At 65.9% G+C, this 23,276-nt stretch carries 14 protein-coding genes; 3 read left to right on the top strand and 11 right to left on the bottom strand.

What is annotated here, in order from left to right; genetic code table 11:
* Position 1: 1 nt before the first annotated feature.
* From A6F68_RS14085 to A6F68_RS14070, 4 genes are all read right to left on the bottom strand, one after another.
* Complete coding sequence (locus tag A6F68_RS14085; RefSeq protein WP_067681506.1) at positions 2-352, bottom strand: hypothetical protein; 351 nt, start codon at positions 350-352, stop codon at positions 2-4.
* Positions 353-682: 330 nt separating this feature from the next.
* Complete coding sequence (locus tag A6F68_RS14080) at positions 683-1,480, bottom strand: esterase/lipase family protein (RefSeq protein ID WP_067681503.1); 798 nt, start codon at positions 1,478-1,480, stop codon at positions 683-685.
* Positions 1,477-3,081 (bottom strand): WS/DGAT/MGAT family O-acyltransferase, encoded by a 1,605-nt coding sequence (locus A6F68_RS14075; RefSeq protein WP_067681499.1) that lies wholly within the window; start codon positions 3,079-3,081, stop codon positions 1,477-1,479. Before A6F68_RS14075 ends, A6F68_RS14080 begins: the two co-directional genes overlap by 4 nt.
* Positions 3,082-3,181: 100 nt before the next feature.
* On the bottom strand, positions 3,182-4,339 hold the full coding sequence (locus A6F68_RS14070; protein WP_067681496.1) for a BaiN/RdsA family NAD(P)/FAD-dependent oxidoreductase: 1,158 nt from the start codon (positions 4,337-4,339) through the stop codon (positions 3,182-3,184).
* Between the two features lie 29 nt (positions 4,340-4,368).
* On the opposite strand from A6F68_RS14070, the gene uvrC reads away from it, so the two are divergent.
* Positions 4,369-6,336 (top strand): excinuclease ABC subunit UvrC, encoded by a 1,968-nt coding sequence (gene uvrC, locus A6F68_RS14065; protein WP_067681493.1) that lies wholly within the window; start codon positions 4,369-4,371, stop codon positions 6,334-6,336.
* A gap of 33 nt (positions 6,337-6,369) precedes the next feature.
* Here the strand turns inward: uvrC and A6F68_RS14060 are convergent, their stop codons facing one another.
* From A6F68_RS14060 to A6F68_RS14040, 5 genes are all read right to left on the bottom strand, one after another.
* Positions 6,370-7,263: a NaeI family type II restriction endonuclease gene (locus tag A6F68_RS14060; protein ID WP_084001852.1), complete on the bottom strand. Its 894-nt coding sequence runs from the start codon at positions 7,261-7,263 to the stop codon at positions 6,370-6,372.
* Positions 7,260-8,216, bottom strand: a complete 957-nt coding sequence (locus tag A6F68_RS14055; RefSeq protein WP_067681490.1) for a DNA cytosine methyltransferase — start codon at positions 8,214-8,216, stop codon at positions 7,260-7,262. Before A6F68_RS14055 ends, A6F68_RS14060 begins: the two co-directional genes overlap by 4 nt.
* Positions 8,217-8,602: 386 nt before the next feature.
* Positions 8,603-8,905, bottom strand: a complete 303-nt coding sequence (locus A6F68_RS14050; RefSeq protein ID WP_067681487.1) for a hypothetical protein — start codon at positions 8,903-8,905, stop codon at positions 8,603-8,605.
* A gap of 83 nt (positions 8,906-8,988) precedes the next feature.
* Positions 8,989-11,847: a M16 family metallopeptidase gene (locus A6F68_RS14045; RefSeq protein ID WP_067681484.1), complete on the bottom strand. Its 2,859-nt coding sequence runs from the start codon at positions 11,845-11,847 to the stop codon at positions 8,989-8,991.
* A gap of 41 nt (positions 11,848-11,888) precedes the next feature.
* On the bottom strand, positions 11,889-14,072 hold the full coding sequence (locus tag A6F68_RS14040; protein ID WP_067681481.1) for an acylase: 2,184 nt from the start codon (positions 14,070-14,072) through the stop codon (positions 11,889-11,891).
* Between the two features lie 111 nt (positions 14,073-14,183).
* Between A6F68_RS14040 and A6F68_RS14035 the strand changes: the two genes are divergently transcribed.
* Complete coding sequence (locus A6F68_RS14035; RefSeq protein WP_067681478.1) at positions 14,184-15,752, top strand: leucyl aminopeptidase; 1,569 nt, start codon at positions 14,184-14,186, stop codon at positions 15,750-15,752.
* A 61-nt stretch (positions 15,753-15,813) separates the two neighbouring features.
* Positions 15,814-18,393 (top strand): ATP-dependent chaperone ClpB, encoded by a 2,580-nt coding sequence (gene clpB / locus A6F68_RS14030; RefSeq protein ID WP_067681475.1) that lies wholly within the window; start codon positions 15,814-15,816, stop codon positions 18,391-18,393.
* On the opposite strand, the gene A6F68_RS14025 is transcribed toward clpB, so the two are convergent.
* Positions 18,390-19,307 carry a prolyl hydroxylase family protein gene (locus tag A6F68_RS14025; protein ID WP_198152626.1) on the bottom strand — a complete coding sequence of 306 codons (918 nt, stop codon included), beginning with the start codon at positions 19,305-19,307 and terminating at the stop codon, positions 18,390-18,392. The two genes, clpB and A6F68_RS14025, sit on opposite strands and share 4 nt — an antisense overlap.
* Positions 19,308-19,449: 142 nt before the next feature.
* Entirely contained in the window at positions 19,450-22,821 is a 3,372-nt protein-coding gene (locus A6F68_RS14020) for a TonB-dependent receptor domain-containing protein (RefSeq protein WP_198152625.1), read from the bottom strand.
* Positions 22,822-23,276: the final 455 nt, after the last annotated feature.

The following is a 23,276-nucleotide window of genomic DNA, read 5'->3' as shown; positions in this document are numbered from 1 at the left end:
CTCAGCGGCCGACCCCGGCCTGCTCCTCGGCCCAGGCCTTCTGTTCGGCGAGCCACGCGTCGCGCGCGGCATACCAGTCGGCGCGGCGCTTGGCCCAGTCGGCGGCGGCCATCGGCGCCTTCTCCGCCAACCACTGGACGCGTTGGTCGGCTATGGTCGCCTTGTCGAAACCGAATGCGGACGCCCAGCCGGCCAGGTCCTTTTCGAGCGCCGCCCGGATGCTCGCGCCATCGCCGGGCAGCGGGCTTCCCGCTTTCGCGGTCTCGGCCATCGATATCGCATCGAGGCGCCGCGAATCCGATTTGCCGACATAGCGGTCGATCGCTGCACGGTAGGCCAGCGCCTGCCGCACTTCCTTGCTCTGCCCTTTGGAGGCGATGTCGGTCCGAACCGTCCCGCCTCGCGCGAGGGCGTTCTCGGCCGCGGTGCGCGGGTCGGAGCTTTGCTGCTGGATGTCGTTGATGCTTCCATGCCGCGATTGTCGGTGGGCAATTGCGACGGCACCCCGCTGCCGCCGCCCCCTTGCGGAGGTGCGCCGGGCTGGGTCTGAGCTTGCAGGGGCGCGGCCAAAAGGGCGGCGCCGCAAATGAGCCAGCGTTTCGAAAGGGGCATCACAGGGTTCCTCGCGTTGTCGCGAGAACGTTATCATCCCTTGTCTTCCGGGAAAACCCGGTGTGGCGCCCTAGTGCAGTCGGCCCCTAGGAAACGCCAGCGAAGCGATCCCGCGCGCCGCGAACGGTGACCATTCGCCTTCGGGCTGGGCGAGCCGGTCGGCGATCGCGAGCATGACCGCGGGGTTCACGCCAAGGCCGATGTGGCTGGCGAACACCTCGATGTTTTCGGTTTGCGGATTGGTGTCGGGATGCTGGATCGAGCCGCGCCAGTGGACCACGCCGTCGGCCTTGGTCAGGATCGAGGTCGTCGGCACGGGCGGCGCTTCGGCCAGCTTGCGGAAATTGCCCTGGCGCATCGGTTCGGGCTCGCGGCCGTTGAGCATCTCGAACAGCCGGCGCGCGTTCGAATGGTCGCGGTTGTCGCTGATCGGGCTGCCCAGCGTGATGACTTGCCGCACCCGGTCGGGATCGAGCTTGGCGAGCTCGCGGGCGAAGACTCCGCCCAGGCTCCAACCGACGATCGAGATCTTGCGCCCGGTCCGGTCGTTGAGCTCGACCACGCAGCGCGCCATTTCCTGCACGCGGACGTTGTCGACGCGCACGTTCCTTCCGAGCTTCCATCCGGCCACGTCGTAGCCGAGTTGTCCCAACAGCCGCCGCATCGGGCCGGTCGAGCTGTCGCTGGCCAGGAAGCCGGGAAGGACGAGCACCCCGTGCCCGTCGCCGCGCGGCAGGAAGGACATCGCCGGTCGCAGGAACGCGAACGCGGCGATCTCGGCCATGGCCCGGGTCGGCTCGGTGAGAGCCAGCAGGCGGCTCGGCGGGTGAGCCCGGAAGCCGGGGTCGGCGGCGGTGGTTGCGGTCACTTGGTTTTCCCCCTGGGAGCCTTTGCGGCTGGTTTCTTTGCTGGCGGAGTCGAACGCTTCGCCTTGGGTTTTGTGCCGGCCGGGCCGGCCTTGGCCGGCGTCCTCGTCGCCGCCTTGGCCGCTACCTTGCGCGGTGCGGAGGTCTTCTGCGCGGCCTTCGCCGCGGGCTTGGCGGCCTTTGCGGGCTTGGCGGCGGGTGGATTCTTCGCCGCGTCGCGCAGCTCGTGGAACGATTCCTCGATGCATTGCGCGTAGAAGTCGGGATCGGGCAGCAGCTCGCGGCAGGCGGTGAAGCTGATCGTGGCTTCCGTGGTATAGGACTGGACGACGTGGCCGAGGCCGAGGCCGTCGGTCAGGCAGAGGAGGCCCATCATGCTCTCGAGCCGCGCGCCGGTCGAATAGATAGGCACCGGCGGGCCGGGCACGTTGGTGACCACGGTCGTGAACATCGGGCCGACCCCGCGATTGGCGAGGCCGAGCCGGGTGTAGAGCTGCGCACCGAGGCTCATCCACAATGCGGGCGAAACCTTGCTCGCCTCGGTCATGTTGCGCGCGCCGACCGCCTCGGTCATCGCCTTCGAGTTCGTCGTCTTGGACTGCACGTACTGCAGCCGCTCGACCGGGTCCTCGATATGCGTGCCGAGCGGGGCGACCATCGCGGCAACCTGGTTGCCCATGTCGCCCTTTTCCTGCTTCGAGCGGACCGAGATCGGCGCCATCGCCGTCAATGTCTTGTCGGGCAGGTCGTCCTTCGCCTTGAGGTACTTGCGCATCGCCCCGCCGACGATGGCGAGGAACACGTCGTTGACCTTGGCGTCGGGCACCAGCGCGCGGATCGCCTTGATGTCGGCAAGCGGAACGCTGCGTCCTTCGACGACGCGGTGGGGCGAGATGACCTTGTTGAACCGCGTTTTCGGCGCGATCATCTCGCGGCTGACGCTGAAGTCCTTGGCGACGAGGCCCTTGATCGCCTTGGCGATTCCAGGCGCGGCCTTGGCGGCAACCTCGATCTGCTTGAGCGGGTTGGTCACTGCGTTGAAATAGCTCTTGCCGAGAAGCTCCGCGGGATTGGGCACCCTCTCGGGCTTCCACTCGTCGGGTCCGGGCGGAGGCGGCTCGTTGGGGTCGAGCGTGTGCATAGCCTCCATCAGGTCGATGCCGCTCATCCCGTCGATCGCCGCATGGTGGACCTTGGTCACCATCGCGAAGCAGCCCTTGGGAATGCCCTCGATCCCATCGAGCCCTTCGACCACGGTGAATTCCCACGGCGGGCGGTTGAGGTCGAGCGGCCGGGCAAAGATGCGTGCGGCCTGGATGCAGAGCTGGCGCCAGTCGCCCGGCGCAGGGAGCGCGACGTGGCGCACGTGGTACTCGAGGTCGAAGTCCGGGTCCTCGATCCAATAGGGGTAGTCGAGGTCGAACGGCACCCGCACGAGCCGCTGGCGGATCGTACGCGAGAGCTGCATGCGGCTCTCGAAGAACTTGAGGATGTCCTTGAAGCGGACGAACCCGCCCGGCGCGGTCGCAGGGTTGTAGATCAGGATCGAGCCGATGTGCATCGGCGAGTTGCGCGTTTCGAGCGCGACGAAGCTCGCATCCATGCCCTGCAGTTGCCGCAAACGCGTTCCCCTCCGGATATGCCCGCCGTTACGGGTCGAGGGCGGGGAGACTATCACGCCGGTGGCACTTGGCAACCGATTGCTAGAGCGCGTCCCCCGCCGCCACTCCGCTCGCCCAGGCCCACTGGAAATTATACCCGCCCAGCCAACCGGTTACGTCGACCGCCTCACCGATCGCATAGAGGCCGGGGACGGTTTTCGCTTCCATGGTTTTCGATGAGAGTTCGCTCGTGGCGATGCCGCCGACGGTGACTTCGGCCTTGGCGAACCCCTCGCTGCCGTTGGGACGGAAGGTCCAGCGGGCGAGCCGCGCCTCGGCTGCGCGAAGGGCGGCATCGGGCTGGTTGCCGAGCTCGCGGTGCAGCGCCAGGCGCTCTGCCAGCGTGTCCGCGAGCCGCTCGGGCAGGGCGTCGCGCAGCAGGGTGCGCAGGGTCGTGCGCGGTGCGGTGCGCTTGGCCTCCGGCAGCCAGCCGGGCGCGCGGTCCGGCAGGAAATTCACCGCGACCTCCTCGCCTGGCCGCCAGTAGCTCGACGCCTGCAGGATCGCCGGTCCGGAGAGGCCGCGATGGGTGAACAGCGCCGCCTCGCGGAACGCGGGCCCGCTCGCCTGTGCGGTCACGTCTGCCGAGACGCCCGAGAGCTCGCGGAACAGGACGTCCTCGCCGCCCAGCGTCAGCGGCACGAGCGCGGGGCGCGGCTCGACCACCTTGAGCCCGAACCGGCGTGCAAGGTCGTATGCGAAACCCGTCGCGCCCATCTTGGGGATGCTCGGCCCGCCCGTGGCGATCACCAGCGCGGGCGCGGTGTCTTCGCCGACGCGGAACAGACCGTCCGAATGATCGACCGCGCCGACCTCGACCCCGCAACGCACCTCGACGTCGCCTTTCGCGCACTCCGCCAGCAGCATCTCCACGATCTGCCTTGCCGAGCCGTCGCAGAACAGCTGCCCCAGCGTCTTTTCGTGCCAGGCGATACCGTAGCTTTCGACGAGGTCTAGGAAATCGCGCGGGGTGTACCGCGCCAGCGCGCTCTTGGCGAAGTGCGGGTTGGCGCTGAGGTAGTTTGCGGGACCCGCGCCGATGTTGGTGAAATTGCACCGCCCGCCGCCGGAGATGAGGATCTTCTTCCCCACCTTCTCCGCGCGCTCGAGGACCAGCACCCGCCGCCCGCGTTGCCCGGCGCGCGCGGCGCACATCAGGCCCGACGCCCCGCCGCCCAGGATGATCGCATCGTATTGCACCGGAGGCCCCCTATCCCTAGCTGCAGGGAATGTCGCGCACCGAAGCAGGAAGTCCCCACGATCCGCGCGGCAAGGAGCGCTTCAACGAGGAGCGCGCGACCTACACCGTCAAGGGCGAGGGCGGCGCCAAGCCCGACATCGAGGCCGGCGTCGCCGCGATCCGCGAGACCGTCCGCACGCTCAAGCCGCGCCCCGGGGTCTACCGCATGCTCGATGCGCGCGGCGACGTGCTCTACGTCGGCAAGGCGCGCAGCCTCAAGGCGCGGGTGGCGAACTACACGCAGGTCAAGGCGCTTTCGAACCGCCTCAAGCGCATGGTCAGCCAGACGCGGCGGATGGAGATCGTCGTCACGAACTCCGAGGCCGAGGCGCTGCTGCTCGAGGCGCAGCTCATCAAGCGCTTCCGCCCGCCGTACAACGTGCTGCTGCGCGACGACAAAAGCTTCCCCTTCATCCTCCTGCGAGCCGAGCACGATTTTCCGCGGATCAGCAAGCACCGCGGCGCGCGGCGCGCGAAGGGCAACTATTACGGCCCGTTCGCCAGCGCGGGCGCGGTCAACGTCACCATCAATGCGCTGCAGAAGCTGTTCCTGCTGCGGTCCTGCACCGACAGCTTCTTCGCCCGCCGCGACCGGCCGTGTCTGCTCTACCAGATCAAGCGCTGCTCGGCCCCGTGCGTCGGGCGGATCGACAAGGCCGGTTATGCCGAGCTCGTCGCCGAGACCAAGGAGTTCCTCAGCGGCAAATCGGGCGCGGTGCAGAAGAAGATCGAGGTGCAGATGGCCGAAGCGGCCGAGGCGCTCGACTTCGAGCGCGCCGCGATGCTGCGCGACCGCTTGCGCGCGGCGACCGCGATCCAGGGCAGCCAGGCGATCAACGCCAGCGGGGTGGGCGATGCAGACGTCTTCGCGCTCGCGGCCAAGGGCGGGCAGATCGGGGTCCAGGCCTTTTTCATCCGCGGCGGCCAGAACTGGGGCCACCGCGCGTTCTTCCCCAGCCACACCGCCGAGATCGCCGAGGACGAGGTGCTCGCCGACGTCCTCCTGCAGTTCTACGAGGAAGTGCCGCCGCCGCGCACGATCCTGGTCGACCGGACCTTGCCCGAGGAGGAACTGATCGCCGAGGCGCTGGCCGAGAAGGCCGGCCACCTGGTCGAAATCTCGATCCCCCAACGCGGCACCCGGCGCAAGCTCATGGCGCAGGCCCAGCGCAACGCGGTCGAGGCGCTCGAGCGGCGGCAGGCCGAGACCGGCACCAAGGCGAAGATCATGCGCGAACTCGCCGAGTTCCTCGAACTGCCCGAGCCGCCGACCCGCATCGAGGTCTACGACAATAGCCACATCCAGGGCGACAAGGCGCTGGGCGCGATGGTCGTCGCCGCGCCGGACGGCTTCGTGAAGGGCCAGTACCGCAAGTTCAACATCAGGACCGCGCAGACCAACGACGACTTCGGGATGATGCGCGAGGTCATGCAGCGCCGCTTTCGCAACCTGGCCGAGAACCCCGATGGCGGGGAAGCGCGCAAGAACAGCCACGAGACGACCTGGCCCGACCTCGTCCTGATCGACGGCGGCAAGGGCCAGATGAGCGCGGTGCGCGACACGCTGGAGGAGATGGGCATCGAGGACGTGCCGCTGATCGCCATCGCCAAGGGCCCGCACCACGGCAGAGAAGGCCGCGAAGTGTTCCACTTCCCCGACGGGCGGGAAAAGACCCTGCCGGTGAACAGCCCGCTGCTGTTCTACCTCCAGACCCTGCGCGACGAGGTCCACCGCTACGCCATCGGCGCCCACCGCGCCAAGCGCAGCCGCGCGATCACCGCCTCACCGCTCGACGAGATCCCCGGCATCGGCCCCGGCCGCAAACGCGCGCTGCTGCTGCACTTCGGCACCGCCGGCAAGGTCCGCGCCGCCGCCCTCGACGACCTCAAGCGCACCCCCGGCATCAGCGAAGGCGTGGCGCAGAAGATATGGGATTTCTACCACCCGGAGGGGTGAGGGGGGGTGAGGGAGTCTTGCCTCGAAGCGAGCCTAATCAATGTGTCCTGCAGCCCGAAGCATTGCCGCTTCGGCATCGTCTCTGGGCCTGTACGAGAGAAACTCCCGCGAACCGAATCGCAGCCCTAGCCGCGCCATCAGATCCCTGTCGACTTCCGAATAAAGGATTGCGATCCCCTTCGGCGCAAGAATGTCGCGCGCGCCACCGTTCCTCCGGATGCGCTTCATGAAATCGTCCTGTGCCGCGATACTGGCTATGAGCACCCGCGACACTGGGATCTCGAGGCAGTTTTCAAACAGCGTCGCAAGTCGCGCGGTGCCGCCGCGCGGCGCCATTATCGCCTCGCGCAATTCTGCATCGATCAGCGTCCAGAAGTTCGGCGTGTAGGGAAAATCGAGCGCAAGCCACCAAATGTTGCGACGGCCATCTGCGGAAATGCTCGTCTTTGCGTCACGGTTCACCCCGGACCGGAGATACTCGGTTCGCGCCCGGATGAGCCCGACCGCGCACGTCGCATCGACTTCGTTCACGCGCAGCAGAACACAGAGCTGGTTGATCGCTTCGGGCGGTATCATCCAGCCAGATTTTCCGCCGGTAGTAGATTTCACGTCGACCTCCTTCCCGCCGATCAGGAGGTCGAGCAGCACACCGCGCGGGACTTGCAGCCAGTCGCGCAGGAGGATTTCGAACTTCGTACCGAGGTAGGTTTTCTCGGTCTTTTCGAGGTCGGACAGGAAATAGCGGCCCGTCCGCGCTGTATCGATCACTTCGTCTATCGCTGAGCGGAAGAACGACCTAAGCTTCTCCGCGAAAATCTCCATGCCGCCTGCCGCCTCAAGCAGATCGGTTTCGAGTTTTGCGAGTTCAGCGAAATCGACGTGATGGGCGGGCAGCGCCTCGCGGCCCGACCGGGTCAGCAAGTTCACGCAGTCGCCCGCATCGGAAAATGGCGCTGTACCGAAAGCGCCACCCGCAGGTTCTGCGCGACCGCCCGGGCGACCGGCGGCGGAAAGGCATTGCCGACCTGCCGGTAAGCAGTCGTCTTCCTGCCATAGAATTGCCAGTTGTCGGGAAATCCCTGCAACCGTGCCACCATCCGAATGGTCAGGCGTGGCATTCCGACAAAGTCGCTGGCTGGGGCCTCGTCAGCGAGGCTGCGCCCTTCCACGCCGAGTGCGGCCCATGCTTTGCGCGCGCGGGTCGGGCCGAGATCGGGGCCGCCGTGCTTCTTCGAGCCGCCGACGATGGTCGGCGCGATATCGTTGGCACTTCGCGCCCAACGCTCGGTTCCTATCCATCCGCCCTGCGCCATCAAATCCCTCAGCACTTCTCCCACCATCGGCGGGTTGTGCGGATTGACGTCTGGCCAGTCGAAGGCCTCGACCAAATCGGTGCGCAGCGCGACGATGACGACGCGGGGGCGAAGCTGCGGCACGCCGAAATCGGACGAATTCAGCAGCCGCCAGTCGAGACGATAGCCGAGCTTCCGGAACTCGGTGCGAAGCTTCAAGCGGTAATCCTCGAACATTGGGGAAAGGAAGCCCTTCACGTTCTCGATCATAACCGCGCGGGGTCGGATTTCGTCGACCAGCCGTATTGCCGCGGGAAACAGGTTGCGCTCATCCCGGTCACCAAGCTGCTTGCCGGCCACTGAGAATGGTGGGCATGGTAAGCCACCGGCCATCAACTCGAGGCCTTCGAAGGGTTTTCCGTCAAAAGCGTTCATATCTTCGGTTCGAACGTCCCAATGGGGACGGTTGAGGCGCAGAGTTTTGCAGCAATCCTGATCTATTTCTACCAGCGCAGAGTGACGGAAGCCTGCCTGTTCAAGGCCGAGCGCTTGTCCGCCCGCACCGGCGCAGAATTCGATAGAAAACATCGTCACTCTCCCACGAAAGCGAATAAGCTGTTCCTCTTATGTTCAGAAGTCATGGTGTCAATAGAACGGAGCGAGAAGTCCCCCGCATTCGCGAGATGGTCAAGAAATCGCGCCGGAATCGGCTCGCAAGAAACCATTTTCCTACAAGGGTCTCGGCGCGCTAGCCTCGCGTCGGCTCTTTCATACCGTCGATCCCCCGCGCACCGGGCTGCCCGGTTCGGCCAGCCGGTTCAGGTGTCGCTTTCGTGTCGCCTTTCGGCTGCGGCGTGCCCTCCGCATGGGCGATATTCGCGACACTCCGCGCGCCTCGGAGACGCAAGAAGGGCGCCGGATCGCTCCGGCGCCCTCCCTGGTGATCTCTGGCGTGATCCTGCGATCGAGCCGCTTCAGCCCTGGCGGGTGCCCGACATCGGCATGCTGCCGAACGCGCCGGCGTTGACCGACCCGGTCAGCGTGTCGCCGTCGACCGTGGCGCTGCCTTCGAGCTTCATCGGCATCGGCACGGTCATGTTCATAGTCCAGGTGAGCTGTTTGCCGTCGATCTTGCCGTTCTCGACGTCCATGCTGCCCATCGCGCCGGCGTTCTTGCCGGTGAAGGTGCCGTCGCCGTTGTCCTCGACGGTGAACACGCTCTTCTGGTCCCCCATCGGGGTCTTGGTGATGCAATCGTAGCTTCCGGCAACGCCCATCGTAGTCTCTCCTGTTCGTCTGTGCGGCGACTTCAATCGCCGCTGCTTACACCTCTGTCAATTCCCTCGCGATGCGCGTCCGCTTACTGCGGGTCGCGATACTCGATCGGCAGGCCCAGCCCGGTGAGCTGGCCCTCGATCGCCTTGCGGTCGCCGACGACGATGACGACCATGTCGTCGGGCTGCAGGTACTGCGCTGCCGCCGCGTTGATCGCCGCGGCATCGACCCCGCGCCAGATGTCGGCCAGGCGCGACTGGTAGTCGTCGGGCCGGCCGAAGCGGCGGTTGGTCAGCATCGCGGAGAGCACCGAGGCGTTGGTCTGGTAGCGCGTCGGCAGGTTGGCGATGTTGCCCTCGGTCACCCGCTGGAGCTCGACCGCGTCGACCCCCTTGGCCTTCGGGAAGGCGCGCATCTGCTCGAAGATCGCCTTGATCGAATCGCCGGTGCGGTCGGCCTGGACGAGCGTCTGCACCACCGCGGCGCGGGGCCCTACGACCCCGGTCAGGCCGGTGCCGATGCCGTAGGTCCAGCCCTTCGTCTCGCGCAGGTCCATGTTGAGCCGCGACAGGAAGCCGCTGCCGATGACCTCGTTGGCCAGGTCGAGCGCTTCGGTGTCCTGTGTCGTTCCGGTGAGCGGAAGGACACGGCCGAACAGCAGCATCGAGCTCGGCGAACTGGGCCGGTCGATCAGGACGATCCGCGGCTGCGGAGCGGGCACTGCTACCGTCAGGTCCTTCATCGGAAGGTAGGCGCTGTCTCCCTTCCAGTTGCCGAACGCGGCCTCGAGCTTGGGCAGGAGGTCGCCCATCGTCACGTCGCCGACGACGGTGATCGCCGCGCCTTCGGGCCGGATCCAGTTCGCGTGCTCCGAGCGCAGGGCGGCCGGCGTGATTGCCTGGACCACCTGCTCCGAACCCAGCGCGCCGACCGACCCATAGGGGTGGGCCGAGCCGTAGATGATCGGGTCGAGCGCCCGCGTGGCGATGCCCTGCGGCGAGGCCATGGCCTGCTTGATGCTCGCGAGCCGCTGGTTGCGCACGCGCACCACGTCCTCGTCGGCGAAGGCCGGGTTGCGGACGATGTCGGCCATCAGCGCCAGCGAGGGCGCCAGGTTGGCCGTGAGCGCGGTCATCTGCACCGCGCTCACGTCGCGGCCCGTCACCGCGTTGACGTTGGCGCCCAGGCGCTCTTCTTCCTCGGCGATCTGCTGCGCCGTGCGGGTGGTGGTCGCCTCCTTCAGGAGGTCCATCATCATCGCCTGCCTGCCCGCCTTCGCCGCGCCGTCGGCGGCCGAACCGGCGTCGAACTCGAGCGCCATGGTCACCTTGGGGATCGCCGTGCGCCGCGCGAGCGCGACGGTGATGCCATTCGACAGCTTGGCGCGTTCGACCGCCGGGAAGACCAGCGGCTTGACGAGGCCGACAGGAGGCATCGGGCGCGGCGGGCCGGTGACCAGCGGAGGCGCGGGCAGCTTGGCGTCGGGCTTGGGCGGAGGGACGGTGCCCTCGTCGCCCCAGCCGCCCATGTCGGCGCCTTTCTCGGTGCGGGGGCCCGGCGTGATGGCAAGCTTGTAGACCGGGCGCGTCAGCCAGCGCTGCATCGCCCCGCGGACGCTGTCCGGAGTCACCGCCGCAATCGCGCTGAGCTGCCGCTTGTAGAAGCCCGCGTCGCCTGCGTAGAGCAGGCCTTCGGCCAGCGTCACGCCCTTGCCGCCAAAGTCGCCGACCTGTTCGAGCCCATCGATCTGGCCGCTCACGATCTGGGTCGCCGCGCGCTTGAGCTCGTCGGCGGTCGGGCCGTTGGCCACGTAGTCCGCGATCAGTGCATCGAGCCGCGCCTCGGCGACGGCGCGATCGACGCCCGGCTTCACGTCCATCGTGACGTAGGCCGTGCCAAGCTGCTCGTCCTGATCGTAGAACGAGGAGACGCGCACCGCGAGCTGTTCCTCGCGGACGAGGACTTTGTCGAGGCGCGACGAGGCGAGGCCGCCGAAGACCGACAGGCCCGCGGTCAGCGGGGCGCTGTCAGGGCTCTGGAGACCGGGCCCGCTCCACAGCCGGTAGAGCCGGACAAGCGGGACCTGGTCCACGTGCTCGCGGCTGACCGGCGACGCCAGGGTCACCGGTTCTGCCCGGGGTTGCACGACCTCGGGGCCGCGCGGAATGTGGCCGAACCAGCGCTGCACCTTCTCGCGGGCCGTCGACACGTCGATGTCGCCGGTCAGCGCCAGCACCACGTTGTTGGGCCCGTAGTTGTCGATGAACCACTTGCGAACGTCCGTGACCGATGCAGCGTCGAGGTCCGCCATCGAACCGATGGTCGAATGGCGATACGGGTGGCCGATCGGCAGCAGGCCTTCGCTGATCAGGTAACGCGTCAGCCCGTACGGTTGGCTATCGCCCTGGTTCTTCTCGTTCTTGACGACGCCACGCTGCTTGTCGAGCTTGTCCTGGTTCACCGCGCCGAGCAGGTGGCCCATGCGGTCGCTTTCCATCATCAGCGCCAGGTCGACCGCGCCGGTCGGGACGGTTTCGACGTAGTTGGTGCGATCGGGGTTGGTCGAACCGTTGGTGCCCGTGGAACCCGCTGCTTCGAGCGGGATGTCGAAGTTTTCGACGTTCTCGCTACCGGTGAACATGATGTGTTCGAACAGGTGCGCAAAACCGGTGCGGCCGCGCGGCTCGTGCTTCGATCCGACCCGGTAGTAGGTCGTGACGCCGACGACCGGCGCCTTGCGATCGGTGTGGACGATGACCTTCAGACCATTGTCGAGCTCGAACGTCTCGAACGGGATCGAAACCGCGTCGACCAACTGCGATACCGGAGCGGCCTCGAAGGTCTCGGCGGAGGGCGCCGCGGTGCGGGCGGTTTCGCCGGGCATCGTAGCGCAGGCGGTCAGCGACAGCGCCAGCAGACCGGCGGTTGCGAAGCGGAATTCCATGTAAGCCCTCGGGATTCTTCGATGAATGGATGGACGTTATCCTAGCCAGGACGCAGGCGATGCGTCACGACTTTTCGACTGACGGCATTCTTCAGCACATCGGCGCGCATGAAGTGCACCGGTTTCAGCTTGTGCTGGACGAACAGTGCAGCCTGGTCGCTGTAGTGAACGCTGCGGGGGCGTGTCGTGGCGGCACCGAAGGGCTGGATCGACTGGCTGACGACCCGCTTGCCCGGCGCCCATTCGACGAACTGGATGAAGCTGTCGCCGTGCTTCACCTTGAGCCGCCCGTCGGGCTCCACGTCCCATAATGTCGAGGCGCGCAGGGTATCGCTGCCGCCGTCGAGCGGCAGGTCGATGGCGTGGGGCCCTGGGCCCTGGCGCAGCCGGAGCACGGTCTGCAGCGGGGGATCGAGCCTGCCGAAATGGGTCTCGAGATGGGTGGCCGCGTCCCTCAGCAGCTTGCGCGCGGGCGTGAGTGGTTTTCCGGAATAATCCTCGCCCATTGCCGGGCGCATCACGAGCAAGGCGAGCGCGTCCGCCCTCCCGGCGCCGTCGCTGGTCATGTCCCAGCCCGCCAGAAGGCGCTGGCCCTCGGCCAGCAGCGGATCGCCGCGCGTGTCCAGCGCCGCGATCCCGTCGAGCACGCGCTTGACGTAGCCCTGTCGCTCCCACCCGGTATCGTACTTGATCGCCTCGAGCCGGGCGCGATCGATCGGGCCAGGCTCGTCTAGCAGCTTCGCCGCACGGTAGGCGCGATTGGTCATCCTGAGCTCGACGCCCATTTCGGGAGGCACGCTGTCGGGCGACAGGTCGCTGGCCTTGCCCGCGGCTACGAACGGCGTGTTGTTCGCGTTGAACACGAAGCCGCTTGCCGGGTTCACGTGGTTCGGCAGGCTCTCGAACGGCACAAGCGCGTTCCAGATCAGGTCGCTGCGGTCGCCCGGCAGGATTCCGCGCCAGTCGATGCCCTTCTGCCTTTGCGGGATCGACGCGTTGTACCAGTAGGCGATGGTCCCCGTCTTGTCGGCATAGATGAAATTGGTCGAAGGAATGGCCTGCCGCGCCAGGATCGCCTGCCACTCCTCGTAGGTCCTGGCCTTGTTGATGTCGTAGTACGCGTCGAGCGTCGCGAGGCTGCCCATCCCGCCGTAGCGGAAGGCGAAGGTGCCGTGCCCGTTCTGGACGACCGGGCCGTGGGCGCTGCGCAGGACCTCGCGACCGACCGGCAGGACCAGAGGGCCAAGACGCACCGGCAGCCGCACGGTGCTCCGCTCGAGCGGCAGCCATTTGCCGTCGAGCCGGTAATTCTCGCCGCTGTCGTCAAGCACGAGCTTGTAGACGTCGATCATGTCCGGCTGGTTGACCGTGTTGGTCCAGCCGAGGTCGCGGTTATGGCCGAGGAACGGGAAGGGGCTGCCGGGGAATGTCGCGCCGGCAAAGTGCCATCCTTCGTCGCTCTCGACCACGAGTTCGTACCACGCGACACCGCCCCAGAACGGCTGGTGACTGTTGGAAACCAGGCGAGTGACCCCGTCGCCCGAACGGCCGGGGGCAATAGCGAACGCGTTCGAGCCGAGATTCTCCGCCCCCTCGCGGTCGGGCAGCGGCCCGCGGAGCTTGGGTCCGGGATCGGGCAGCAGGGTATCGCCCTTGGCAAGCGGGCCGATCGTGCCGTTGAGGCCGAAAAAGAACGGCTGGCGCAGCGCAAAACCGGTCGCGATGTCTTCGCCGTTGACCGGGAACAGGTTGCCGAGCTTCACTTCGCCCGGATGCGCGGCGGCGTGATCGTTGAGGCCGGTGGCATATGCTTCGAGTACCGCGCGGGTCCTCGGCGCGAGCTTCGCGTATTCGCGCTGCGCCGTTCCCCGCGCATCGAGCAGCGCGAGGACGTAGTCGAACATCGCGCCTTCTTCGCCCTTGATCGCGCCGTAGCGCCCACGTGTCATCGCGACGACGTCCTGCAAGGTGAAGAAGTCGTCCTCGGCGTGGGCCCGCGCGACCCCGTATGCGACGTCGGCGTCTGTCTTGCCGTAGACGTGCGGTACGCCCCATTCGTCGCGGACGATCTCGGCCCGATAGGCGCGAGCGGGTGGCGGCGCTCCGGGAGATGCCGCGAAAGGCTCCCACACCAGAAGGCCGGCAAGCACCGCGATCAAAGCCACGCCGAAGATCGCGGCAAGTATGCCAAGCCACTTCGACCGCGTCTTGCGTCTTGCGTCCATCCGACCCCATCCCACTTTCGTCGACCAGCGACTTGCTTTGCACTGGAGCCCCGGTCAAGCGCCGCGCGCACGCAAGCGCCCGCCAAGTCGCGGGCTGAAGGGGAGAATTTCATGCGCGCCGCTCCGCTTTCGCTTCTTTTTGCCGCTACGGCCCTGTCGGCTCCGGCAATCGGCCAGGACGCACCCGGCCACCAGGTTGCACCGGCCATCGCCGCCAACAGCGCCGAGCGGCCGATCGCCTTTTCCACCACCATTCCTGCCGATGCCGCGCTGGTCGTGCTGATGTCCGGTCCGGATGTTCCCGCGACCATCAGTCTGACCGCTGCAGAGCGCGAAGGAATCGCCGCTGCCGTCGCTTCGGGCGGTTTTGCCGCCGGGGCCGGGGAAGTCCTGTCCCTCCGGGGGGTCGGCGGCCGGCCTCGCTTGCTGGTCGTTGGAACCGGAGCCGAACCGAGCGTGACGGCGATCCGGGATGCCGCCGGCAAGGCGGCGCAGGAAATGAAGGGCGAGAAGGCTCCCGTCGCGCTCGTGGGCGCTGGAAGCGGGGCAACCCTTGCCGAGGCTGCGCTCGGCTACGCGCTCGGGCAATACCGTTTTGATCGCTACAAGACCGGTGCGGGGGCGCCGCCGCCCTCGGCCCCGGTTACGGTGGTAGGCGAGGGCGCCGACGCGGCGCGAGCGGCATGGCATGCGCGTCACCGGGGCATCGCCGAGGGCACGCGGTTGACCCGCGACCTCGCTACCGAACCCGCCGGAGTGATCTGGCCGCAGAGCTTCGTCGATCGCACCCGCGCGGCCTTCGCCGGCGTGCCGGGCGTCACCATCGAAGCGCTCGACGAAGCGGCGATGCAGCGTGAGAACATGGGCGCGATCCTAGGGGTGGGACAGGGCTCTCGCCGTCCGCCGCGGATGCTGCTGGTCCATTATCGTGGTGCGACCGGCCAGCCCGTGGCGCTGGCGGGCAAGGGCATCACGTTCGATTCAGGCGGCATTTCGCTCAAGGACGGCAGCGGGATGTCGCGGATGAAGGGCGACATGTCCGGTGCGGCAGCCGTGGTCGGCACCGTGCTGGCGCTGGCGACCTCGCGCGCGCCGGTCAACGTGGTGGCCGTCGCTGCGCTCGCCGAGAACATGCCGGGCGGAAACGCCCAGCGCCCCGGCGACGTCGTGCGGACGATGAGCGGCAAGACGATCGAGGTGCTCAATACCGACGCGGAAGGACGCCTCGTGCTCGCGGACGCCGTCGAATACGTCGCCGCGCGGCACAAGCCTGCGGCCATCGTCGATATCGCCACGCTCACGGGATCGGTCATCGGGGCGTTGGGCGACGAATACGCCGGGCTGTTCTCGCGCGACGATGCGCTTGCCGCGACGCTGACGAAGGCTGGCGAGGCCAGCGGCGAAGCGGTCTGGCGCCTTCCGCTCCACCCCAATCATTTCAAGGATTTGAAGTCGGACATCGCCGATTTTCAGAACGTCGTCGAAGGCGGCGGGCCGGGTGCTAGCCACGGGGCGGCGTTCATCGGCAGCTTCGTGCCAGAAGCGCTGCCGTGGGCGCACGTCGACATGGCGGGCACCATGTGGGCGTCAACTCCGCAGCCGACCGTTCCCAAGGGAGCGACCGGCTTTGGCGTGCGCCTTCTCGAGGAATTCGTACGGAGTTTTGCCGCCAGCCGCTGACACCCCTTGTGTTGCGGAGAAGCAACAATATCTGTGGGTGTAACAGGAGGCTGATACACCCATGAACCTCGAGAAGTTCACCGACCGCGCCAAGGGTTTCATCCAGAGCGCGCAGACCGTCGCCATCCGCATGAACCACCAGCGGATCACCCCCGAGCACCTGGCGAAAGCCCTGCTCGAGGACAGCGAGGGCATGGCCGCGGGGCTGATCACGCGGGCCGGAGGCAATCCGGCGGTGGCGGTGCAGGCCGTCGATGCCGCGCTCGGCAAGATCGCGGCCGTTTCGGGCGGCGGCGCGCAGGCGACTCCGGGGCTCGACAACGACGCGGTGCGCGTGCTCGACCAGGCCGAGCAGCTCGCGACCAAGAGCGGCGACAGCTACGTCACCGTGGAGCGGATGCTTCTCGCGCTAGTGCTCGCGACGACCACTGCTGCGGGGCAGGGGCTCAAGGCCGCAGGGCTGACCGCCAAGGGCCTCGAGGAAGCGATTACAGAGCTGCGCGGCGGGCGGCAGGCGCACTCGTCGAGCGCCGAGGAAAGCTACGACGCGCTGAGCAAGTATGCGCGCAACCTCACCGAGGTGGCAAAGTCGGGCAAGCTCGACCCCGTGATCGGCCGCGACGAGGAAATCCGCCGCACGGTGCAGATCCTCGCCCGGCGGACCAAGAACAACCCCGTCCTCATCGGCGAGCCCGGCGTCGGCAAGACTGCGATAGCCGAAGGCTTGGCGCTGCGCATCGCCAACGGCGACGTGCCCGACAGCCTCAAGGACCGCAAGCTCATGGCGCTCGACATGGGCGCTCTCATCGCGGGCGCGAAGTATCGCGGCGAGTTCGAGGAGCGGCTGAAGGCCGTTCTCGACGAAGTGAAGGGCGCCGAGGGCGACATCATCCTCTTCATCGACGAGATGCACACGCTGATCGGTGCCGGAAAGTCCGAGGGCGCGATGGACGCGGGCAACCTGCTGAAGCCGGCGCTCGCCCGCGGCGAGTTGCACTGCATCGGCGCGACCACGCTCGACGAATACCAGAAGTACGTCGAGAAGGACGCTGCGCTCCAGCGGCGCTTCCAGCCCGTGTTCGTGGGCGAGCCGACGGTCGAGGACACGATCTCGATCCTGCGCGGCCTCAAGGACCGCTATGAACTCCACCACGGCGTGCGGATCACCGATGGCGCGATCGTCGCCGCGGCGACGCTCAGCAACCGCTATATTTCCGACCGCTTCCTGCCCGACAAGGCGATCGACCTGATGGACGAGGCGGCGAGCCGGATCCGCATGGAGGTGGAATCCAAGCCCGAGGAGATCGAGACGCTCGACCGGCGGATCATCCAGCTCAAGATCGAGGAACTGGCGCTGGCCAAGGAGAGCGACCAGGCGTCGAAGGATCGCCTCGCGGCGCTGCGCGACGAGCTCGCCAACCTCGAGCAGCAATCGAGCGAACTGACGACCCGTTGGCAGAACGAGCGCGACAAGATCGCGGCCGAAGGCAAGATCAAGGAGCAGCTCGACGCCGCGCGTATCGAGCTCGAACAGGCGCAGCGCGAGGGCGATCTCGCGAAGGCCGGCGAGCTATCGTATGGCCGTATTCCCGAACTCGAGAAGCAGCTCGCTGCGGCGGGTGAGCATTCGGAGAATGCCTTGCTGCGCGAGGAAGTCACGGCCGACGACATCGCCGGGGTCGTCAGCAAGTGGACCGGTGTGCCGGTCGACAAGATGATGGAAGGCGAGCGCGAAAAGCTGCTGGCCATGGAAAGCGTGATCGGCAAGCGCGTGATCGGCCAGGAGCAAGCCGTCCAGGCAGTCTCCAAGGCGGTGCGGCGTGCGCGGGCGGGTCTGCAGGATCCCAACCGGCCGCTCGGCAGCTTCCTGTTCCTCGGCCCCACCGGCGTCGGCAAGACCGAGCTCACCAAGGCGCTCGCAGGATTCCTGTTCGACGACGACAGCGCGATGGTCCGCATCGACATGTCGGAGTTCATGGAAAAGCATGCGGTTGCGCGCTTGATCGGTGCGCCTCCGGGCTATGTTGGTTATGAGGAGGGCGGTGTACTAACCGAAGCGGTTCGTCGTCGTCCCTACCAGGTGGTGCTGTTCGACGAGGTCGAGAAGGCGCACCAGGACGTGTTCAACGTGCTGCTCCAGGTGCTCGACGACGGTCGCCTGACCGACGGGCAGGGCCGGGTGGTCGACTTCTCGAACACGCTGATCATCCTGACGTCCAACCTCGGCAGCCAGTTCCTCGCCGGACTAGAGGAAGGGCAGGCGGTCGAGAGCGTGGAGCCGCAGGTGATGGACGTCGTGCGGGCGCACTTCCGTCCCGAATTCCTCAACCGTCTCGACGAAATCATCCTGTTCCACCGGTTGGCGCAGGAGCACATGGCCCCGATCGTCGATATCCAGGTCGGCCGGGTGCAGAAGCTGCTGAAGGACCGCAAGATCGAACTGGACCTGACCGACGCGGCACGTCGCTGGCTCGGCCGGGTTGGCTACGACCCGGTCTACGGCGCGCGTCCCCTCAAGCGCGCGGTGCAACGCTATCTGCAGGATCCGCTCGCTGAGAAAATCCTCGGCGGGGAAATTCCCGACGGTTCGAAGGTCAAGATCGACGAGGGCGATGGCGCACTGTCGATCTCGGTGGGTTAAAGCGGACGGCCAGGCGGACCGCTGAGGTCGAGCGGTCTAGCCCGCACCCATTTCGAAAGCATGATCTTGTGCCCGGACGTAACGGGGGTTCCCGCGTGCCAGGCCAATGGTTCAGGCTGCAGGGTCCTGTCGACGTTCAGGAAGTGGAGCGCGTCTCCCGTCGCCCCGCGCCACGCCAGGCCCAACCGGGGGAAGACAGTCTCCCCTCCTTCGAAGTCATCCTTCAGGCAGACCAGCACCGTCGCTATGCGCTGGTTTGCTTCATTGGCGATGGCGTCACTGTGAAGTCGGTACTCTTGGCCCGGTCGATACGAGAGAATCTGGGTCGGTTCACCTTGCTCGTAACTCGTGCCGGTGACTGCAGCGATGCGCCGGTTGATTGCATGGAGTACGGGTCGTTCACGGACGAAAGGGTACCCCGCGCTTTCGGCGGTTCGGATTGGATGCCGCCGCGCCTGCCCCGTTCGGGGATCGATGACGATGGCTTTCTGCAGGTCGGCTTCAGCCACGCGGGCCAAAAAGCGACATTCGGCCGGGGTGAGCAATCCCTTTACCGTGCGGATGGCAGGCGTGGAGTTCAGCAAATGCGTTTGCGGCAGGACTGCCGGGTTACCGTCGGGATCGAGATCCATCGCCTCGATCAAGTCGCGTTCGGCCCGCACCAGTGGATCGTGTCGCGCTTGCTGACGGACGCGGTTCAGCGCCGATTCCCAGTCGCGCGGATTGCCGCCCGCGCCATTGGCGAGAAGGGCGGTGTAGATTGCATCGGCCTCTGCGATGCCCAGTTCGGCTGCACGACCGTAGAAGCGGCGCGCCTCCCCGAGGTCGCGGCGGATCGCTGTTCCCGCCAGCCGCCATTCGGCGAGAACGAAGGCGGCTTCACCATCCCCCCCTGCTGCGCCGATTTCGAGCATCCGCGCAGCACCGACGATGTCCCCACGTTGCGCCGCGGACAGGGCGTTGCTGACGATAGCGCTCGGCATGTTCGCGAAGCTAGACCAAAAAAAGGGGCCGGAACAGCGTCCCGGCCCCCGATTTCGTTAGTCGATATGGCGATCAGAACTTCATCTTGACGCCGGCGTAGAACTGACGGCCACGCACGTCGTAGATCGCGCCGGTCGTGTTCGCCGAGCCCGGACGGTCGGCGCCACCGCCGCCGCCACCCGCGCCCGAACCCGACGCACCAAGCGGCGGGACTTTGTTGAACGCGTTGTCGACACCGACATAGAAGTTGAGGTCGCGGCCGAGGTTGCCATCGCCCTCCTCGCCGTTCACGTCCCACTCCAGGCGGAAGTTGTGGTAAAACACTTCCGGATAGTAGCGGATCGGCGACGCGTCGAGATTCTGCGGCGCACGGTTGTCGAGCGGGAAATAATTCTCCCACGCGCCGACCGTCATCTTGCCAATGTAGCGCAGCGAGTGGCCGAAGGTAAACGCACCCACCGACAGGTCGGTGTCGATGCGGAATTCATCTTCGGGGTCGCCAAGCTCACCAAGGATGCGATTCGTGAACGTCGGGTCGGCCGGGTTCTCGTAGTTGTTGATCTCGAGGTTATGTGTCCAGATGGCGAACAGCCTGAGATTGACATCATCCGTCAGGCTCGTGCGATAGTCGAGCTGGGTGTCGATACCGCGGCGGGTACGCGACGCGTAGTTGAGCGGGGACTGCAGCAACGAATTGCTGAGAATCTCGCCCGGGACTTCGCTGTCAGGTCCCACGCCCGGGCCGCGGAAGCGACTGAAGGTACGGCAGAACACGTTGTCGAGCGTCGGCTGGTCGTAGCACGAGTTCGCGATCTGCTGCGCCGAGGGAGACGCGATGATCCCGTTCACCGTGATATCGTAATAGTCGACTGTGAGAGACAGGTTCGGGATCCAGCGCGGCTGGAGAACCGCACCGAAGGTCCACGAATCCGAGTTTTCTGCCTGCAGGTTCGGGTTCGGCCCGCTCACAACCTTGAGCGAATAAGCCCCGTTGCGCGCCGGCAAGCCGCCAAGGTCGGCGGTACAATTCGCATTGCGGAACTGAGTGCCGGTGCCAATCTGCGACGGCTGGCAGGGATCCTGGAAGTTCGGCGAGAAGTTGTTGACCAGCGCTCCCGACGTTTCCGAAAGGAACGGCGCCCGCACCGCGCGGCTATAGTTCGCGCGGAAGCGAATGTCCCGGACGGGAGCGTAGTCGACACCGGCGTTGTAGGCCCATACCGTTCCCACGCCACCTTGGTATTTGGCAACGCGGCCCGCACCTGAAAGGGTCAACTCTTCGAAGAACGGCCTATCCGCCAGGATCGGGATGCGAATTTCACCGAATGCCTCTTTCACGGTGAACTTCGGCGGGTCGGTAAAGACACCCGAGGGGCCAAGCACCACGTTGTTGGTGTTGCCCGCGGTGCCCGCGAAGTCGTCCTGCTTGAGGTAAATGTCTTCCTCGCGATACTCGGCACCCAGCGCGAAGCTGACCGGGCCACCCCACAGGTTCAGGAACTCGCTGGAATCCCCGCTGACGAAGCCAGACACCACCTTCTGGGTAATCCAGCCCTCGTTGAACGAGGGTCGCACGAAATAGGCTTGTGCTGCCTTGTTGTCTGCGTCACCAAACGGGTTGAAGGGGACGCACGCCGCGATGTCGGCCGCAAGGCGGGCGAGCTGATCGGCATTGCCTCGCGACGTTCCACCGGCTTGGAAAACACCGCGGTCATAGGCGACCGCTGCGGCAGGATCGTACTGCGACCGACACTGGATACGATTGGTTGCGGGGTTGAAGCCGGCGTCGAGCGACAGTGCCAGACGCTGGGCGTCGATGAAGCCCCGGGTGACCGTGCTTTCTTCCATTCGGCCGTAGTTGCCCGAGATTTCATAGGTCCAATCGTCCATGAACGTGCCGCGCAGACCGGCCACTACCCTGAACGTGTCGCGCTGAAATCTCTCGTCACGAGGCGTCCCCGCCACATTGAGCCGGGCGAGCGAGAACCGGTAAGTGCCTGCATTGATCGCAGCGATCTGACCGGCGTCAAGGAAGCCGTTATATCCCGCCGCCGAAGTCGTGGTGGAACAGGCTTGAGTGAGCGAAGATCGGCAGCCTGAAGCCAAAAGCGCGTTTGCGATTGTCGTCCGCTGCGCCGTTGTCAGATAAGGGTTGTCGAGGCGGATACGCTCACGCTGGTCGAAACCTGTCCCGAACGAACCGCTGATACCGGCATAACCGGTTCCCGAGCCGAAGGAATTGACGCGAACGAACTTCGCTTCGACAAATGCGTCAAGCGCTTCGCTGAATTCGTAGTGCGCGAGCAGGTTGGCGTTGTACCGGCTCTGGCGCGGCAGGATCGAATAGATGTCCCCTTCACGCGACGTATCGAGGTTGGTCGCATTGGCGGCACCGCCGATCGGACCGGTACCGAAGCGGACGGTCTCGTTCGAAGGAGCGAGGTTGCCAAAGGCGTCGAACGCGAGCAGGCAGTTGAATGCCGTGCCGTTAGTCGCGGTCGTGCCCGCGCCCAGGCCGCAGGCCGGGTTGGCATTCGGCTGAGAGATAATCACGAGGCCATAACGGCTCGAGTTGCGCTGTCGGATATTGGTGAAGTACTGCGAGTCGGGATTACCGTCGCTGCCATTCAGCGCGGTGCCGGGATCGGCATCGACGATGTTCAGACCTTCGACCGTGCGAAGGTTTGGAATCTGTGACGCGAGAATGCGATCCTGACGCGAATACTCGCCATGCAGCGTTATGTTGCCGCGCCCGTCCGCGAAGTTTTTGCCGACAACCGCCGAAACGAACTGATTGCCGCCATAGCCACCGGGCATGCTGACGCCCGCCCCACCGCGGAGCTGGACGCCATCGAAGTCACGCTTGAGAACGAAATTGACCACGCCCGCGATCGCGTCCGAACCGTAGATCGCTGAGTTGCCGCCGGTAACGATATCGACTCGCTCGACAAGATCGAGCGGGAGAGTGTTGATGTCGGGTGAAGAGGCGTTGCTCGTGAGGTCCGCCGCAACGTGACGGCGGCCATTAACGAGGACGAGCGTGCGGTTGGTACCGAGGCCACGAAGGTCGAGCAGATTGAGGCCCGCGATCCCGATACCGGTCGCTGAGTTGTTCGACTGCCGTGTGCTCCGCAGTTGCGGCAGTTCGTTCAATGTATCGCCGATATTGTTGGTGCCCTGCTCGATGAAAGACTCGCCGGCGACCGAAAGGATCGGCACGGTCGATTCGAGGGTCGGCTTCGCGATACGCGAACCGGTCACGATGATCGACGCGCCCGAATCGGCTGTTTCGACCGCATCGCAGGCACCATCGGAATCGGCGTCCACGCAATCGGGTGCCGCGTCCTGCGCCAACGCGACTTGGGGAGCGGCAACGGTTATCAGAGCGACCGAGCATAGATAGGATGAGCCGCGAAGTGCGGCCTTCAGAATGGTCTTTGTCACAGTATGTCCCCCTAGTGCCTCGGCCTCCTCGGAGGCCGAAATCAATTTGCTTTCAGGGGCGTGTAGGGCACGCACCCGTCAGACCGTAACGCCTGCGCAAGTACGCAGGTAAATACAACAATTTTAGTGGAACTTGCGTGTGATGGTCGGGATATGTGTCGATTATGCAACATCGAACCAGCTATAGATTTGCCATATTGAGCTACAGTGTCCAGCAATACATTGTCTACTTGCCTCTGTTACAACAGGGAAATCCGATGAGTGTGGGTTGCTAATGAGATCACAAAAAGAATAGTTGGAACTACTTGAAGATTAATCGACGCCCGCGCGCCTTGGTACGATAGGGATAGGTTGAGAGTGCCGTACACGTTTTGAGACGTCGCGCATTTCGGGGGGAGGCCGGAAAGAAAGGCGCGGACAGGTAGTGCTCATTCGATATGGACGACTGCCCCCGA

Source organism: Tsuneonella dongtanensis (assembly GCF_001698205.1).
Taxonomy (GTDB): Bacteria; Pseudomonadota; Alphaproteobacteria; order Sphingomonadales; family Sphingomonadaceae; genus Tsuneonella; species Tsuneonella dongtanensis.
This window is presented reverse-complemented; position numbering and strand designations above follow the sequence as displayed.